At 68.6% G+C, this 16,568-nt stretch carries 17 protein-coding genes; 8 read left to right on the top strand and 9 right to left on the bottom strand.

The features are described from left to right. Positions 1-122: 122 nt before the first annotated feature. Complete coding sequence (locus tag AB8M46_RS12340; RefSeq protein ID WP_037336067.1) at positions 123-635, top strand: SigE family RNA polymerase sigma factor; 513 nt, start codon at positions 123-125, stop codon at positions 633-635. Then, positions 632-1,474 (top strand): hypothetical protein, encoded by an 843-nt coding sequence (locus AB8M46_RS12345; protein ID WP_037333658.1) that lies wholly within the window; start codon positions 632-634, stop codon positions 1,472-1,474. Before AB8M46_RS12340 ends, AB8M46_RS12345 begins: the two co-directional genes overlap by 4 nt. A 67-nt stretch (positions 1,475-1,541) precedes the next feature. On the opposite strand, the gene AB8M46_RS12350 is transcribed toward AB8M46_RS12345, so the two are convergent. The 3 genes from AB8M46_RS12350 to AB8M46_RS12360 form a co-directional block, all read right to left on the bottom strand. Next, a complete protein-coding gene (locus AB8M46_RS12350) occupies positions 1,542-2,093 on the bottom strand; it encodes a ferritin (RefSeq protein ID WP_037333655.1) in 552 nt (183 codons plus the stop codon). Positions 2,094-2,250: 157 nt separating this feature from the next. After that, on the bottom strand, positions 2,251-3,462 hold the full coding sequence (locus AB8M46_RS12355; protein WP_052120290.1) for an arginine deiminase: 1,212 nt from the start codon (positions 3,460-3,462) through the stop codon (positions 2,251-2,253). Positions 3,463-3,475: 13 nt separating this feature from the next. Then, positions 3,476-4,273, bottom strand: coding sequence for a CPBP family intramembrane glutamic endopeptidase (locus tag AB8M46_RS12360; protein WP_394360318.1), 798 nt, complete (start codon positions 4,271-4,273; stop codon positions 3,476-3,478). A gap of 23 nt (positions 4,274-4,296) precedes the next feature. Here AB8M46_RS12360 and AB8M46_RS12365 point away from each other — a divergent pair, with 23 nt between their 5' ends. After that, positions 4,297-4,758, top strand: a complete 462-nt coding sequence (locus tag AB8M46_RS12365) for a PPOX class F420-dependent oxidoreductase (protein ID WP_037333649.1) — start codon at positions 4,297-4,299, stop codon at positions 4,756-4,758. Here the strand turns inward: AB8M46_RS12365 and AB8M46_RS12370 are convergent. Further along, positions 4,755-5,546: a DUF2470 domain-containing protein gene (locus AB8M46_RS12370; RefSeq protein WP_394360319.1), complete on the bottom strand. Its 792-nt coding sequence runs from the start codon at positions 5,544-5,546 to the stop codon at positions 4,755-4,757. The genes AB8M46_RS12365 and AB8M46_RS12370 overlap by 4 nt on opposite strands. 94 nt (positions 5,547-5,640) lie before the next feature. Between AB8M46_RS12370 and AB8M46_RS12375 the strand changes: the two genes are divergently transcribed. Beyond that, on the top strand, positions 5,641-6,648 hold the full coding sequence (locus AB8M46_RS12375) for a hypothetical protein (protein ID WP_394360320.1): 1,008 nt from the start codon (positions 5,641-5,643) through the stop codon (positions 6,646-6,648). Positions 6,649-6,912: 264 nt separating this feature from the next. Here AB8M46_RS12375 and AB8M46_RS12380 read toward each other — a convergent pair whose 3' ends face one another. The 3 genes from AB8M46_RS12380 to AB8M46_RS12390 form a co-directional block, all read right to left on the bottom strand. After that, the gene (locus AB8M46_RS12380; RefSeq protein WP_037333639.1) at positions 6,913-7,653 is read right to left on the bottom strand and encodes a hypothetical protein; all 741 of its coding nucleotides are present in this window, start codon (positions 7,651-7,653) and stop codon (positions 6,913-6,915) included. Positions 7,654-7,664: 11 nt separating this feature from the next. After that, complete coding sequence (locus AB8M46_RS12385) at positions 7,665-9,482, bottom strand: substrate-binding and VWA domain-containing protein (protein WP_394360321.1); 1,818 nt, start codon at positions 9,480-9,482, stop codon at positions 7,665-7,667. A gap of 188 nt (positions 9,483-9,670) precedes the next feature. Further along, entirely contained in the window at positions 9,671-10,846 is a 1,176-nt protein-coding gene (locus AB8M46_RS12390; RefSeq protein ID WP_037333634.1) for a homogentisate 1,2-dioxygenase, read from the bottom strand. Positions 10,847-10,931: 85 nt separating this feature from the next. Between AB8M46_RS12390 and AB8M46_RS12395 the strand changes: the two genes are divergently transcribed. Then, positions 10,932-11,786 (top strand): hypothetical protein, encoded by an 855-nt coding sequence (locus AB8M46_RS12395; RefSeq protein WP_016330606.1) that lies wholly within the window; start codon positions 10,932-10,934, stop codon positions 11,784-11,786. Next, the gene (locus tag AB8M46_RS12400; protein WP_016330607.1) at positions 11,783-12,424 is read left to right on the top strand and encodes an IclR family transcriptional regulator; all 642 of its coding nucleotides are present in this window, start codon (positions 11,783-11,785) and stop codon (positions 12,422-12,424) included. Before AB8M46_RS12395 ends, AB8M46_RS12400 begins: the two co-directional genes overlap by 4 nt. A 4-nt stretch (positions 12,425-12,428) precedes the next feature. Here the strand turns inward: AB8M46_RS12400 and AB8M46_RS12405 are convergent, their stop codons facing one another. Together AB8M46_RS12405 and AB8M46_RS12410 are read right to left on the bottom strand one after the other, a co-directional pair. Next, positions 12,429-13,091 (bottom strand): DUF998 domain-containing protein, encoded by a 663-nt coding sequence (locus tag AB8M46_RS12405; protein WP_016330608.1) that lies wholly within the window; start codon positions 13,089-13,091, stop codon positions 12,429-12,431. Between the two features lie 88 nt (positions 13,092-13,179). Then, the gene (locus tag AB8M46_RS12410) at positions 13,180-13,767 is read right to left on the bottom strand and encodes a TMEM165/GDT1 family protein (RefSeq protein ID WP_037333627.1); all 588 of its coding nucleotides are present in this window, start codon (positions 13,765-13,767) and stop codon (positions 13,180-13,182) included. 188 nt (positions 13,768-13,955) lie between these two features. On the opposite strand from AB8M46_RS12410, the gene AB8M46_RS12415 reads away from it, so the two are divergent. Continuing rightward, the gene (locus AB8M46_RS12415; protein WP_394360322.1) at positions 13,956-14,909 is read left to right on the top strand and encodes a S41 family peptidase; all 954 of its coding nucleotides are present in this window, start codon (positions 13,956-13,958) and stop codon (positions 14,907-14,909) included. Positions 14,910-14,990: 81 nt separating this feature from the next. Continuing rightward, complete coding sequence (locus tag AB8M46_RS12420) at positions 14,991-16,502, top strand: cytochrome ubiquinol oxidase subunit I (protein ID WP_394360323.1); 1,512 nt, start codon at positions 14,991-14,993, stop codon at positions 16,500-16,502. Positions 16,503-16,568: the final 66 nt, after the last annotated feature.

A 16,568-nucleotide genomic window follows, 5' to 3' on the forward strand; every position in this document is an offset into this window, starting at 1 on the left:
GGAGAGGTGGGCCGGGCAGACCTGGCCAGGTGACCCCGGGAGGAGGCGATACGGTGACCGCTGCCGCGACGGTCATACCGGGGACCGACGTCTGGGGGGCCGGCGAGAGCCGGAACAGCGCCGTGTCGGGTGAGCTCACCGACTTCGGCGACTTCGTGCGGGCCAGCCTTCCGGGGCTGCTGAGGTACGGGCACGCCCTCACCGGGAACCCGCACGACGCCGCCGACCTGGTCCAGACCGTGCTGGAGAAGATCGGCTCCCGCTGGTCGTACGTCCAGCACAAGACCGGCGACCCGATGGCCTACATCCGCCGTTCGATGGCCAACGCGCATATCAGCCGCTGGCGCCGGACCAAACGCGAGAGCCTCGTCGCCGACCTCCCGGACGTCGAGCCGTACAGCCCGGCAGATCCGTTCGAGCACGAGCCGCTGTGGCAGGCGCTACGCGCGTTGCCGCCGAGGCAACGCGCGGTGATGGTCCTGCGTTACTACGAAGGGCTGTCCGAGGCGGAGATCGCGGATTCGCTCGGGGTCAGCCAGGGCACCGTTAAAAGCCAGGCGAGCAAGGCGATCGCGTCGCTGCGGACGAAGCTCGCGTTGTTCGAGCCCAAGGGCGAAGGGAGGGAAGCGGGATGAACATGTCCGAAGAGGACGTGCAGCAGAGGTTGCGCGACCTGTTCGCCGACGAGCGGTTGGCCGTGGGGTCCACGCTGAATCCCGAGGCGATCGTCGCGGGCGCACGCCGTCGCCGTCGCCGCCGTCAGCTGATGCAGACGACGAGCGGGATGGCCGCCGCGGTGGTCCTGCTGGGCGGTGGGCTCACCGTCTTCACGATCCACGACAAGGACAACGGCGCGGCCTTCCCCGGCGGCGACCAGCTCACCATGGGCGCGGCGTCGTCGAGCCTGGCGCAGCCGGGGCCCGGAAGCTCGGCGCCGCCGGCCTCCGCGCCGGTGGAGCAGCCGAACCCGACCACCGTGCCACCGCACTCGACCGCCTCGGACGGGCCGGTCAAACCGCCGAAGAGCACCGCCGCCACCAAGCCGCCCACACAGCGCAAGGTGACCACTGGCGCGCTGCTGACCTCCGCCGGTTTCGGCAAGCTCCGGCTCGGGATGAGCGAGTCCGAGGCGGAGGCCACCGCCGGTCCGCTTCGGGCGAAAGAGGTCCGGGGCACCTGCACGTACGGCTACGCGGAAGGGGCCGCCGTGCCGGCGCCGACGTCGGTGTCGCTGACCGAGGGCGACGGGATCACCGTCATCAACCCGGCGGGCACGGTGCACACCCCGGAGGGGATCGGCGTCGGCTCGAGCGAGGCGGACATCCTCGCCGCCTATCCCGGCAGCACCAAGGACGGCAGTGCCTACGTCGCGCCGGTCAGCGCGGTGAGCGCGTACCGGATCTCCGTGTCCGACGACGGATCGGCCGTCGGCATTCTGCTGACCAGCATCAACCAGGACTGTCAGTTCAGCTGACGCACGAAGAAAACCCGGGCTTCTCCAAGGGGGAGAGCCCGGGTTTTCTCCGTGGTGGGAGCGTTGGTCAGAGCGCGCCGCCGGCGACCGGGGGCATCCCCGCGTCGGCGCCGCCGTCACCGACGGACTCGCGGTGCAGGTGGTTCTCCACCTCGAACAGGTTGCCGTCGGCGCGTTTGACGATGTTGAGCAGCGTGGACATCTGGGAGATCTCCTCGACCTGCTCCTTGAGGAACCACTGCGTGAACTGCTCGCCGATGTAGTCCTCTTCGGCGCGCGCGGCCTTGGCCAGCTGCTGGATGTCGGTCGCGACGTCCTTCTCCTGCTGCAGCGCGAGCTCGATGAGCTCACGGACGTCGGAGAAGTCGTTGCGCACGTCGCCGGTGCCGGGGATCTCCACGTGGTGGTCGGTGTCCAGCATGTACTGGACCAGCGCCATCGCGTGGTTCCGCTCCTCGACGGACTGCTTGTAGAAGTGCTTCGCGAGCTGCGGCAGGTCCTCGGCGTCGAACCAGACCGCCAGCGCGATGTACTGCTGGGAGGCGTTGAACTCGTTGTGGATCTGCGCCTGCAGCAGTTCGTAGAACTTCGAGCGCGGTTGCTTCTTGATGAGGGCCATGTGTTCGACGATACGTCAGGCCCCTATTCGATTTCCACTTTTCTCTGGTGATGTCCCCCCTATTAGGTTACCATTACCGACAATAGGTCCGCCTCAATTAAGTAAGCCTTCCCTAATCAATGGAAATCAATTAGGGAAGGCTTACTTAATTTCTGTTTCAGATGCTTTCGCGCCGGATCGGGCACGACATGCAGCGCGGGCCGCCGCGGCCGGAGCCCAGCTCGGACCCGGTGATGGCCAGGACCTCGATCCCGGCTTCCTCCAGGCGCGCGTTGGTTTCCACATTACGTTCGTATCCGATGACCACGCCGGGAGCGAGGGCGAGGGTGTTGTTCCCGTCGTCCCATTGCTCGCGTTCGGCGGTGACCGGATCGAGGCCGGTGTCGATGACGCGGAGCCGTTCGATTTCCATTGCTTCGGCGGCCGCGGTGAGGAATGGGGCGGGGCCTTCCACCTTCACCGAACCGTCGTCGGTCGGCCGCATGGTGAATGCGGTCAGTGAATCACGGGAAAGCGGATACATGACGACCGCGTCGGCCGCGACCATCGTGCAGACGGTGTCCAGATGCATGGTCGCGCGGGTCTGCTGGATCGGGACGGCGAGCACGGTGTGCGCGATCCCGTCGGCGAACACCGACCGGGCCAGCGATTCGGCGCCCGCCGCGGTCGTCCGCTCGCCGACGCCGATGGCGAGGACGCCCGGCGAGAGCAGCATGACGTCGCCGCCTTCGATCGGCGCCGAATGCGCGCCGTACGCGCGGGCGGCGTGGCGGAACCAGGGGTGGTAGGCGTAGATGAGGTCCAGCACCGCGGTTTCGCGGACGCGCGCGGGCATGGTGAGCGAGGAGACCGCGACGCGGTCGCCGATCCACGCCGACGAGTCACGGGTGAACAGCAGGTTCGGCAGCGGATCGACGGCGAAGTCGTTCGGGTGGTTCATCAGCCGGACCAGGGAGGCGCCCTCGGCGGCGGGCAGTTCCTCGAAGGTCATCCCGGCCATCAGGACCTCGGCCAGGGTCGCCGGTGCCGCGCTCGAAAGGTGGGAGCGGAGCGAATCGGCCAGGTCGGGCCCGAGTCGGCGCTCGTCGACGGCCGCGTGCACGCCCGCCGCGTGGGCGCGGGTGTCCGAGAGCGCCGTGCGCAGCGCGTCGGCCAGCAGCAGCACCTCGACGCCACGGCCGCGCAGCACCTCGGCGAACGCGTCGTGCTCCTCCTGCGCGCGGTCCACCCAGGGGATGGAATCGAACAGGAGCTGGTCGTTGTTGCGAGGCGTGAGCCTTTTGAGCTCGTTGCCGGGCCTGTGCAGCAGTACCGCGCGCAGGGGGCCGACTTCGCTGTCAACTCGGGGTGGAGTCGTCTCGTCAATCACGGTTTCACCCTAGCTAGGGAAGCCAGGAAACTCGCCCTTTGAGCAGCGCGTATCCGACGAAGGAAACGAAATCCAGCGCGGTGTGCGCGGCGATCAGCGGCCACAGCCGGTTCGTCTTCTGCCACAGCCTGCCGAACACCAGGCCCATCACGACGTTGCCGACGAAACCGCCGAAACCCTGATACAGGTGATATGACCCGCGAAGCACCGAAGACGCGACCAGTGAGGTGTTCTCGCGCCAGCCGAGCTGCCGCAGCCGGGTCAGCAGGTACGCGACGACGAGCACCTCTTCGGCGAACGCGTTCCCGAAGGCCGACAACGTCAGCGTGATCGGACGCCACCACGTCTCGCCCAAAGTGGACGGTTGCACCGACAGGCTGAATCCGAGGTTGTAGGAGAGGAAGTACAGCCCGAGTCCCGGAATCCCGATCACCGCGGCGAGCAGGAGCCCGTGGACGACGTCGCGGCCGGGACGCCGCCTGTCGAGCCCGATCTCCGCCAGCTTCATCCCGCCGCGCCACAACAGGTACAGCCCGAGCGCGCCCCAGCCGATCAGCTGGCCGGCGCTCAGGAGCTGTTTGAGCAGGTCGACCAGGCTCAGGGTCGCCTGGGGGACGTTCAGCTGCGCCTGTTGCTGCGCGAGCGGAACCGGCTGCAGCAGCGAGTCCACAAGGGACAGCAGGCTGCGGAGCCCGGACAGGCCGAGGGTGATGCCGAAGACGACGACCAGTTCGATGACGATCGCGCGGCGGCGCGCCGGATCTTCCACGAATTCCGGCAGCGCCGGGCGTTCGGGACGCAGCCAGCTCATCGGCCGCACGTTACCGTCGGGTCATGGCAAGGAGTATCGCGACCAACGAAACCGTCGACCGGGCCGCGCTCGTCGACTTCCTGTCCACCCGTCACCGCGCCATCCTCATGACCACCAAGGCGGACGGCGGCCCCCAGCTTTCGCCGGTGACCTGCGGAGTCGACGCGGAAGGCCGCTTGGTCATCTCGACGTATCCGAAGCGCGCGAAGGTCGTCAACATCCGTCGCGAGCCGAAGGTGTCCGCCTGTGTCCTTTCCGACGAGTGGAACGACCAGTGGGTCCAGCTGAACGGCACCGCCGAGGTGCTCGACCTCCCCGACTCGGTCGAGCCGCTGGTCGACTACTTCCGCGCGATCTCCGGTGAGCATCCCGACTGGGACGAATACCGCGAAGCGATGGTGAAGCAGGGCAAGAGCATCATCCGCGTCACCATCGACTCGTGGGGCCCGATCGCCAAGGGCGGCTTCCCGGCGGAACTCGCCTAACCCTGGGGAAAGTAAGGACAACCGACCAGTCGGCGGATCTCGCCGCTCAACTGCTGCGGCCCTTCGACCGGCCGCGAGAACGCCAGCCGGACGTCGTGGTCGCCGGAATCGGCCTCGACGCGCAGCCGCAGCCCGTAGCGGTCCAGCCCGAGCGGCCGGATCCAGCCGCCGCGCAGCTCGGCGGGCACGTGCTTGGCGAGCTGCTGGACGACGTCGGCGTGGTCGGTCTCCAGATGCCGCAGCCACGCGGCCTCGTAGTCGTGGAAGGGATCCGGCGGCGCGGCGCTGAACATGTGCGGCCGGAGCGAATGCGTGCCCTCGGCGTCCGCGAGCACCAGCGACGCCGGGGTCAGCCGCAGCAGGGTCAGGCCGTGCCCGACGTCCAGCAGCCGCTCGTCCGGCCGGGTTTCGGCGATGGAGACCGCGCGGGCCCGCGCCGACACCGCGGAAAGCGGCCGGAGCCAGCCCGTGATCCACAGCAGCCCGCGAACGGGTTCGCGCAGGTCGACCGGTGCCTGATCGGTCAGTTCGACCATCACCGCGAGCTCGCCGCGCTGTGCCTCGTGCGCGCGTTTCACCAGGTGGTGCTCGTCCGGCAGCAGGATGCTGACGCTGCCGCTCGTGTGCACGTGGTGCAGCTCGGGGATTACCCGGCCGCACTGTCCCGGCAGGTCACGCTGCTCGGCGGTCGGCATCAGCGTCGCCGGCCCGTTGCGGGTGGCGATCGTCTTCGCGCGTTCCGCGGGGTTCGGCGCCGGCGGGCGGCGGATGGACGTCGGTGTGGTCACGGCTCACCTCCTGGTTAGGTGAGCCTAACCTGATCTGGCTGCCGAGTGGAAGTAGCCTGGATCACGTCTCACCGCACACGTATACGTTGACCTGGTGGAAGACCACAGAATCCGGGTGCTCGAACCACCCGAAGGGATTCCGGCGAAGAACATGCCGGTCCTGACACCCCTTCTCGACCGTCTCACCCTGACCGCCGGAACGACGTCCTTCGCGTCCGGGTTGCTCGTGGTGCTCGGCGTCTTCCTGGCGGTGTCAGGACGGTTCGGAATCGCCGCGCCCGCCTTCCTGCTCTGCTTCATGACACCGGTTTCGCTCTACTTCGGCTACCTCGTCCTTGTCGGATCGTCGCCGATGCGGAAGCTCACCGGCAAACCGTTCCGCCTGGTGAGCGGGCTGGACGGAGTCGTCGTCGCCGGTTCCCGGGTGAGTGTCCCGCTCGACGGCCGGTGGCTCGTGTTCCGGCTGCCCGCCCCGCTGCGAGCGCAATTGGCGGCGCAACGGCGGCTGTGGGTGCTCGGCCCGTTCTTCGTGCTGCCCGGTGTCATCGGCCCCCGGCGCGGCGCGTTCCGGGACGCGCCGGTGCGGGGTTCGGTGCCGTTGGCGGCCGAGCCGGTCACGCCGGGACGGCTGGTCACCCTGCAAGGACGGCTGCTGGGTTCGTACTACCTACTGGGCGCCGGGATCACGCTGGTGGCGGCCGCCTTCTCGCTCTGGGTCGCCTTCGACTATCCCGACCGCGACAGCCTCCTCGTGCCGAACACGCGGGTGCTGGCCGCCCTCTGTGTCCTCGCGACGATCGGGCTCGGTATCGCGGCCCTCGTGGTCGCCCGGCCGTCACCCGAGCCGCGGTGGACCGAACTCGCCGTCGTGTCCGGGCCGGCGTCGGTCAACCTCTTCGGCATGGTCATGGTGAAAGGCCGGACGGTGCTGCCCGACGGCCGCGAGGTCACCGTCACCGCGGGCGGTTCGGATCCGTCGCTGGCCGCCAACATCGCCGCCACCGGACGGCTGTGGGTGCTCGGCGTGCCGTCGGCGGGGAAGACGGCGAAGGCCGGTGTGCCGGGGTGTGCGGTTTTCGGGCCGGTCAGATTCGGGCGGTAACGGTTGGCCGGGTTTGCCGGACGGCCTGCGCATAAGGGATACCTGCGACGGCAGATGTCTGATCTGGGCGCTTTACGCGGTTTGTGCGGGGGGTCGTGAGTGGTGAAGAGCGTTAGAACGATCATCGCCACTCACGACCCCCGGGCAATACTGCTCAAAGTGTCCAAATCGGGCACCTGAATCGCGAAAGGTGTCCCTTGTGGACAGTCAAGACGTGGCAGTTCCCGTGATGGCCTCTCGACCTTGAAGCCGGCCGCGTCCGCTTCAACTGAGCGAGCGCCGCGTCGCCTCCTCGGTCTCCACGACACCCCGCCGGATCCCCTCCAGCTGCTCGCTCAACTCGCCGATCGTCGTGGTGTCGAGCAGCGCATCGCCGGTGGCGGCCGAGAGCTCGGCCGCCCTGGCGACCAGACCGTCGAGGCCGAGTGCGCCGGATCGCAGCTGTGCCACCAGTTTTCGCTGCGCGCTCGACAGTCGCGTGTGGACGTCTTCCTGTGCCTGCACCGATTCGAGCGACTGGGTCAGGTCACCGCGGATGTCGTCGTCGGCGGTCTTCAATTCCTTGCGCAGCCGGGCTTTCTCGGCCGATACCGCGCCGAGGTCCACCCGTGCCAACGCCTTCCCGGTGGCGGACGTGCGAGCGGCCAGCCGCCGGAGGGTGTCGACGGTTTCCCGCACCACCGGCTCCATGGCGGCCACCCGATCCGCGAGCGGACCGGTGTCGAGCGAAGCGGAGATCGAGCGGAAGCCGTCGGCCGCCGCTTCCGCGCGCCGCACCCAGCCCGCCTCGGGGGAACCAGGCTCGACGTCGGGTAGCGGCCGTTCTTCGGGCTCCGGCAACGGTTTCGGGCGCGTGGCGGCGGCGACCCCGGCGCGGGCGGCGAGTACGGTCACGCCGACGCCGAGCGCGGCGAGCGTCGGCAGCTGCACCGCCCAGGCGGCCCCCGCCGACGTCGCCGCGAGGAGCAGTCCCCACGGTTCGGCTAGCTCACGGACGAAGCGCATATCCGAGGATCTCAGAAATTCGAGATCACGGCGGTGAAGACCTGGTCGATCGAGTCCGGTTTGGACGAGTCGTACCCGACGCCCTGGGTGGTCTCGGCGATCTCCTTGAGCACGTTCAGATCCGCGTCCGAGCCGTAGGCGATGGTGAACAACCGCACCGCCTCGCCGCCGCCTTCGGTCCGCAACCGCCCGACCAGGTTCGGCAGATCGATCCCGCCCGGATCCTCGTTCCGGCCGTCGGTGAGCACGACGACCGCGTTGATCGCGTCCGGATCCAGCCGCTGCTTCATGAACTCGTAGGCCGCCAGCGACGAGTCGTAGAGCCCCGTCCCGTTCTGCGGGGTCAGCCCGTTCAGCCGCGACGCCAGCTCCTGCCTGCCCGGTTCACCGCCGATCGGCGACACCGGCCGGAGTTCGGCGTAGTCCTTGTCGCCGTCCAGCTTCGTCGAGAACATCCACAGCCCGACCTTGTCGGCGTCACTGAACTGCGGCAACGACGCCACGGCGGCCTGTTTCGCGAGATCCATCTTGTTCTTCCCGGTGCCGCTGACGCCGTCGCCCATCGAACCGGAGACGTCGACCACCAGCAGCACGTTCGCCTTCTTCCGCAGGTCCTTCCACGACTTCAGCACCTCGGTCAGCACCGGCGGGCTCGGCGGGCGGATCAGGTTGAGCTTCGAGTCCGGCTCGGCGCCGTTCTCCTTCGTGGTCTGCGAGCCGGGTTTGCCGTCGAACGTGCGGAAGCCGATGTCGCTGAACTTCCGCTGCGCCTCGGCGCCGCGCAGATGCGCGAGGAAGTCCGCCGCGACCTGCTTGTGGACGTCGTCGGCCCAGTTCAGCACGGTGAACGGGTGGTCGGAGTTGAGCGTGCCGTCGCTCGGGTAGATCCCGACCAGGGGCACCTTCGGCGGCGCGTGCTGACCGCGTTTCGCCGGATCGTTCGTGGGATTGCCCTGGTTGTACCCGACGAGCGAGTTCTCCTCGACCGTCACCGCCGAGATGTACGACATCGCGGCGCCGCGGTCGTCGGCCTTCTGCAGGTTCGTCAGGAACGTCAGCGTGTTGTCACCGTAATGGACGATGGCCTGCTCGACGTTCTGCACGAACGTCCGCGCCTCGGGTTTCGCGAGCGCGTTCGCGGTGAGGTCCGAAGACGTGCCCGTCGCCGCGTAATAGGCGCCGATGGTGGCGTTCAGACCGGACGTCGAGATGTTCGGATTCGTCTTGCCCAGCCGGAACTTCCCCCATTCCGGATGGCCGTATTTCGCCCAGCCCTGCGGATCCGTGGCGAGCGCGGCGAGATCCTTCCAGCCGATGCCCTTGCCGGGCCAGCCGAGCGCTTCGGCCATCGGCTTCGGCATCGCGACGACCAGCGGCGCGTTCGCGACCGATTCCGGGTCGCCTTCGGGGACCAGCGCGGGGTGATCGGAACCGGTGAGGTTCTGGCGCAACAGGTTCACCCAGCCGGACGCGGCGGGCGTCCAGACGTCCGGCCGCGGGCCGTCCACCGCCTCATTCCAGCCGCGGGACAGCGCCTGCATCGCGGTGCCGGACGACTTCGACTGCACGAGCACGTCGACGCAGCGTCCGGTCACCGTGCGGCCGCTGTAGCCCTGGGCGATCTCGGCGACCACGCCCGCCTTTTCCGGCGAAGACGACACCTGCAGTTTGACCGCGTCGCCCGTCGTGCACTTCGCTGCCACGGCCTCCTCGCCGGAGTCGCTCGTGAGCGCGCGCAAGCCGATGATCAGGCCGATGGCGACCACCGCCGCGGCCACGAACGCCAGGACCTTGCGGCCGCCGCGGGACTGCTGAGGATTCACGACCATGGAGAACCTCCGCCGGTGGGGACACCGATTATCCGGAGGTTTCGCCTTGTCCGGCTTGGCGTTGCCGAACCGTTGCGGCCGTGGCGGTACTTATCCCGCCACCCCCGCGGCATTTAGTCCTCTAAATGCGTGGGCACCTACTCGCGCCTGTTGTTGATCTACGCATTTAGAGGACTAAATGCATGCCGTCAAGCGCCGGGGCCGCGGCCGGACCAGGTCCACGCGTAGCCGTGATCCTCCGACGCGTCGGCCGCCTCGCCGAGATCCAGCGGCGCGAAGGTGTCCACCATGACCGCGGTCTCGTCGAAGAACTGCGCCCCGATCGACGCCTCGGCCGCACCGGGCTGCGGCCCGTGCGTGAAGCCGGACGGGTGCAGCGAAAGCGAGCCGACCTCGATCCCGGAGCCCTTGCGCGCCTCGTAATTCCCACGGACGTAGAACATCAGCTCGTCCGAGTCGACGTTCGCGTGGTTGTACGGCACCGGGATCGACTCGGGGTGGTAGTCGACCTTGCGCGGGCAGAACGAGCAGACCACGAAGTTCGGGCCCTCGAACGTCTGGTGCACGGGCGGCGGCTGGTGCACGCGGCCGGTGATGGGCTCGAAGTCGTCGATGTTGAACACCCACGGGTACAGGCAGCCGTCCCAGCCGACGACGTCGAACGGGTGGGTCGCGTAGGTGTAGCGCGTCAGCCCGGCGCGGTGGCGCACGAGGACCTCGACGTCGGTGCCGTCGACGACCAGCGGCTCGGACGGCCCGCGGATGTCGCGCTCGCAGTACGGCGAGTGCTCCAGGAACTGGCCCTTCGCCGACAGGTACCGCTTCGGCGGGCCGATGTGGCCGCGCGCCTCGATGGTCAGCAGCTTGACCCCGTCGTCACCGTGCGGGAGCACACGATAGGTGCACGACGTCGGGATGACGAGGTAGTCGCCGTCGCCGACCTCCAACGAGCCGTAGATCGTCTCGACGGTCGCGCCGCCGCCCTGGACGTAGAACAGCTCGTCGCCCGCCGCGTTGCGGTACAACGGCGAAGGCTTGGTCGCGTGGACGAAGCCGATGGTGACGTCGGCGTTGCCGAACAGCCGCCGCCGGTCGGTGACCGCGTCGGCGTCGCCGAACTTGAGGTCGTGGGTTTTGAAGGCGCGGGGCTTGAGCGGATGGTTCGGGGTGATCGGGCCGCGTTCGTCCTCGATCGCGACGGCGTCGACGATCGCCGTCGGCAGGCCGCGGTGATAGAGCAGCGCCGAGTCCGCCGAGAAGCCCTCGACACCCATCAGTTCCTCGGCGTACAGGCCCCCGTCGGGCTTGCGGAACGCCGTGTGACGCTTGTGCGGGATCTCGCCTACCTGCCGGTAGTAAGGCATCGGAATCTCCCCGGAACGTGTCCGTTGTGCGAACGATTTTGTCCTGATGTCGTACGCTACTAGCGTGTCAGTCGTGTCAAGCGCTGTGGAACTCACGCCACCCGGCCCCCGAGGAATCCCTCCCCTGTTCGCGCGGCTCGTCGACGACTCGGCGTTGTTCCCGCCCGGTGAGGCGTCCATGCCCGAAGCGCTGCGTGCGCACTTCGCGTCGAGGGCCGGTGAGCACTCCGGCGTCCTCGGTGTGTTCCTGTGCCAGGCGTCGAGGCTGCCCGAGCTCATCACCGAACTCATCAAGATCAAACCCAAGGAACCGCTGCCGCTGTCGCTGATCATCGACACCGGCCTCGGCGGGGTCCCGAAGGCGATCTCGATCGTCGAATCGCGCAGCGAGATCCTCAGCCTGCGCATGGTGGAGATGCCGGCGCCGTCGGACGTCGACGAGGTCTGGCTGGAGCGCGTCTCCGAGTTCGTGCCCGAGGACGTCATCCGCGTGGTCGAGCCGCGGCGCGGCGTCGGCTGGCTGGACGGCGTGCGGAAGGTGATCGAGCACGGCAGCTGGCCGAAGATCCGCTGCGGCGGCAAGGCGGGCGAGAACTTCCCCAGCGTCGACGAGGTCGCGGACTTCCTCGCCGTGGTCAGCGGCTCGACCGGGGCGTCGTTCAAGGCGACGAACAGCCTGCACCGCGCCGTCCGGCACACCGAGGAGTCGAGCGGCTTCACCCACCACGGGTTCCTGAACCTGATCGTGGCGTCCGCGCGCTGCCTCTCCGGCGGCGACGTGCGCGCCGCCCTCGAATCGACCGACGGCGCCGCACTGGCCGCCGAGGCCAAGGGGATGTCGGACGAGGCGGCGAAGGCGGTTCGAGGGCTCTTCGCGTCCTACGCGGCGGCCTCGTTCGACGAGCCGGTCGCCGATCTCGGGGAACTCGGGTTGTTGTGACCCGCGAAGGGTCACTCACCCTCGACCGGGGCCTCGCGCTGCTGCAAGCGGTCGCGGACGCCGGTGGCGAGGCGGCGACGATCTCCGAACTCGCCGTCGCCATCGGCGCGAGCCGGGCCGCCGTCTACCGGCTGCTCGTCCCGCTGTCCGAACGCGGACTGGTGTGGCGTGACGGCAACAAGGTGCGGCTGGGTGTCGGCCTGCTCCGGCTCGCCGGGCAGGTCCTCCCGCAGCTGCGCGAGGCCGCGCGGCCGGTGCTGCGCGAGCTGGCGGAGAAGGTCGGCGCGACGGCGCATCTGTCGGTCGCGCAGGGGGACCAGGCGCAGGCCGTCGCGGTCGTCGAACCGTCGTGGACGAGCTTCCACGTCGCCTACCGCGTCGGCACCCGGCATCCGCTGTCCGCCGGCGCGGCGGGCAAGGCGATGACGCTGCGTCCTGGCGGCGGCGAAGGCTGGGTCACCTCGTCGGGTGAGCTGGAGGCGGGTGCCTCCGGGGTCGCCGCGCCAGTACGCGGAGTGCCGGGATTGAAGGCCAGCGTCGGCGTCGTGTCCCTCGAGCCGCTCGATGCCTCCGTCGTGGGGCCCGCGGTCGTGGCGGCCGCCGTCCGGCTCGCCGAGGTGCTGAAGCAGCCCGAGTAGGGCGTCAGCGGTGGCTGAGCAGCGGGCGCACCATCGTCGCCAGCAGCGTGAGGTCGACCGCGAACAGCAGCCGCTCGAACAGGCCGAGCGTGACCTCCTGATGCGACGGGCCGGTGAGCATCGTCCAGACGAAGCCGCCGAGCACGATCACCACCGCGGCGAAGCTGGCCACCGAAAGCCGCCGGATCGTCGTGCGGCGCGGCTCCCACGGGCAGCGCGCTCGGCCCGGGCGGGTCAGCACCCAGGCGGCGGCCGGCAGCGCGAGGAAGGCCGCCAGCGCGGCGTAGTTGTGGATCTGGCCTGCCAGGGACCGGGCCTGGCCCTCGGGGTCGACGGGCACGAGGGCGAGGACGAACAGCCCGGCGCACCAGACACCGAGCAGGACCAGAACGGACTCGTAGCCCTTGCGGTGCGCCTTCGCGATGCCGCCGAGCAGCGCGAGCGAACCGAACCCCAGCGCCAGGCACATCGCGCCGAACAACGGGGCCGCCGTCGAACCGGGCGAGAGGTAGCCGTAGACGTACTCCGACAGCGTCTGCCAGATCGGGCTGACCTGGCTGGAGAGCCTCAGGTGCAGGTCGATCGAGATGGCGACGGCGACGGCCATGCCGAAGACCGCGAGCCTGCCGTGCACAGGGGAGACTGCGAGTGTCTTCGGCGAGGTCACGACCGGTTTCTCCAGGCACGTCGGGGCGGGTGTTCACCTTTTCGTTCCCGAAAGGTTACCCGGCGAACCTGTGAAAACCCCGTGCGCCTCAGAAGGCGAGCTGGGCCAGCGCGAACAGCGAGAAACCGGCGAAGACGAAGCCCGCGACGCGCTGGATGAGCTTGGGGCGGATCCGGCTACGGACCTTCGCGCCGATGAAGACGGCCAGACCGGCGACGGCGATCAGCGCGCAGAAGGAGCCGAGGCCGACCGCGAACGGGTTGCCGAAGCGGGCCGTGAGGCTGGCCGTCGCGAGCTGGGACGCGTCGCCCCACTCGGCGGCGAAGAGCACGCCGAACGACGTCAGCGCGGAGCGGAGGAAGGTCGCGGGGCCGGGACCGGAACGCGAGGCGTCCTCTCCGCCGTCCTTGGCGGGACTGAACCCTTCGCGAAGGAGCATGTACGCGCCGACACCGAACATCGCGGCGACGATCGCGGTCACCAGCGCCTCCGGCAGCAAAGTGAGGACACTGCCGAACGTGGCCGCGATCGCGGATTGCACGGCGAATGCGGCGGTGACGCCGACGAATACCGGCCACGCGCGAAAACGAGTGGTGAGAACCAAAGTGGCGACGAGGGTCTTGTCCGGTAGCTCCACGGCCAGTACCAGGCCGAATGCGCTGATCAGCGCCAGCATCGAGCTAGACATGATGGTTCTTCACCCCTTTCACTGCAACGATAAAGGGGCGATTCAGAAAAAGGCAAGCTGATGGCTTTTCCGAATCGGTCGGCATGTGCGGGCGAATTGTATTCCTCGGCCGGGCGGAATTGAGTTTTCGGCAAACCGAATTCTTTTTTCAGGCTTCGCTGGTAGCGTCGCCGGGCATGGACGAGAGAGCGCGGATCGAAGACGTGTGCAGGCGCCTGCAGGACCACTACGTGTTCCCCGATGTCGCCGAGAAGCTGACGGTGTTGCTACGGGCGAGGCTGAGTGACGGCGCGTACGCGGGGCTCGACGATCAGGCGTTCGCCGCCGCGGTCACCGGAGACCTGCAGTCGGTCAACGGGGACAAACATCTGCGGCTGCGGTACCACGTCGACCCGCTGCCCGAGGTCGACGGTGAGTCGTACGATCCCGAGGAATTCCGGCGTGAGGCGGAGCTGAACTGCCACGGCATCGCGTCGGTGCGGCGGCTCGCCGGGAACGTCGGCTACCTGGAGACCAAGCTGTTCTACGGGCCGGACATCGCGGGCGAGGCCCTCGCCGCGGCGATGACGCTGCTCGCCACCACCGACGCGCTGCTCATCGACGTCCGGGAGAACCGGGGCGGCGACCCGTCCGCGGTCGCGCTGCTGATCAGCTACCTGGTCGGCGAGCCCGTCCATTTCAACAGCATCTATCTGCGCGACGGCGACGTGACCAACCAGTTCTGGACGCAGCCGTACGTGCCGGGGCGCAAGTTCGGCCCGGACAAGCCGGTGTGGGTGCTCACCGGGCCGACGACGTTCTCCGGTGCCGAGGATCTGAGCTACTCGCTGCAGCAACTGGGGCGGGCGAAGACGGTGGGCGCGGTCACCGGCGGCGGGGCGAATCCGCGGAAGCAGTACAAAGTGGACACCCATCTGGATGTCACCGTCCCGGGTGGACGGGCCGTGAACCCGGTCACGGGAACCAACTGGGAAGGCGTCGGCGTCCAGCCCGACATCGCCGTCGATGTCGAGGACGCTTTCGACACGGCGTACGCGTTGGCGCTGGCCCACGTGCTGACGCTGGGGGACACGGGCCTGCGGCGGCAGGTCGCCGATGAGGCGCGTCTCACGCTCGCGAGCCTCGGCTGACCAGGGCGCGGGACCTACGTCCCGGCGAGATCGGGACCACTTGAACTGGCGGGCTCATCGGGCGTTGAGCAGGCTTGAGGCGTGGAGGTTCTCGATCTCGCTCGGTGGCAGTTCGGCATAACCACCGTTTATCACTTCCTGATGGTCCCGCTGACCATCGGGCTTTCGGTCCTGGTCGCCGGGATGCAGACGGCGTGGGTCCGCACGGGTGACGTGCGCTATCTGAAGATGACCAAGTTCTGGGGGAAGCTCCTGCTGGTCAACTTCGCGATGGGTGTGGTCACCGGCATCGTGCAGGAGTTCCAGTTCGGGATGAACTGGAGCGCGTACTCGCGGTTCGTCGGCGACGTGTTCGGCGCGCCGCTGGCGATGGAAGGGCTCGTCGCGTTCTTCGTCGAGTCGACCTTCCTGGGGCTGTGGATCTTCGGCTGGGACAAGCTGCCGAAGAAGGTCCACCTGGCGTGCGCGTGGGCGTATTCGCTGGCGACCGTGGCGTCCGCGTACTTCATCCTGGCGGCGAACTCGTGGATGCAGCACCCGGTCGGGGTCGAGTTCGTCGACGGGAAGCCGACGATGAACTCGATCTGGGCGGTGCTGACGAACAACACCGCGCTGGCCGCGATCCCGCACACGCTCGCGGGCGCGTTCTCGGTGGCGGCGGCGTTCCTGGTCGGTGTGGCCGGCTGGCGGCTGTGGCGCAAGCGTTCGGAGGACGACGAGCACCGCGCGGTGTGGCGTTCGTCGTTGCGTCTCGGCGGCTGGACCGGTGTGGTGGCGTTCGCGGTGCTGGCGATCACCGGCGACGTGCAGGGCAAGCTGATGTTCGAGCAGCAGCCGATGAAGATGGCCTCGGCGGAAGCGTTGTGCCATACGGAGAAACCGGCGAGCTTCTCGATCATCGCGATCGGCGACGTGCGGAACGCGAACTGCGAGGACGTCAAGACCTTCACCGTGCCCGCGTTGCTCTCGTTCCTGGCGCACAACGACTTCTCGACCGAGGTCAAGGGCGTGGAGAACCTGATCACCGAGTACCAGGCGAAGTACGGCACGAACTACCCGGACGACCCGCAGCTCGGCTCGCTCGCGGGCAAGCCGATCGACTACGTGCCCAGCCTTCCGGTGACCTACTGGGGCTTCCGCGCGATGATCGGCTTCGGCGCGATCTCGGCCGGGATCGGGGTGCTCGCGCTGTGGCTGACCCGGCGTGGCCGGATCCCCGGGCAACGCTGGTTCCCGTGGCTCGTGCTCGGCGGGATCGCGACGCCGTTCATCGGCAACAGCGCCGGGTGGATCTTCACCGAGATGGGCCGTCAGCCGTTCGTGGTGGTGCCGAATCCGACCGGTGTCGACGGGGTGTGGATGTTCACCGCGCAGGCGGTCTCGAAGTTGTCCACAGGCGAGGTGTGGACTTCGCTGATCGCTCTGACGACCGTCTACGCGGTGCTCGGCGTCGTCGAGGTCTACCTGATGCGCAAGTACGTCCGCGGCGGCGTCGACGCCGTCATGCCACCCAAGAAACCGGCCTCGACCAGCAAGAACAGCGACTCGGAAGGCGGTGACGGCGATGACGACGCGCTGGCCTTCGCCTACTGATCGCCTCTTGACCTCACGTACCCAGCCCCCCGCCCTTCCCGGGGGACGGCCCCGCACCCAGCGTAT

Source organism: Amycolatopsis sp. SB7-3 (assembly GCF_041021335.1).
In the GTDB taxonomy this organism is placed as follows: Bacteria; Actinomycetota; Actinomycetes; order Mycobacteriales; family Pseudonocardiaceae; genus Amycolatopsis; species Amycolatopsis japonica.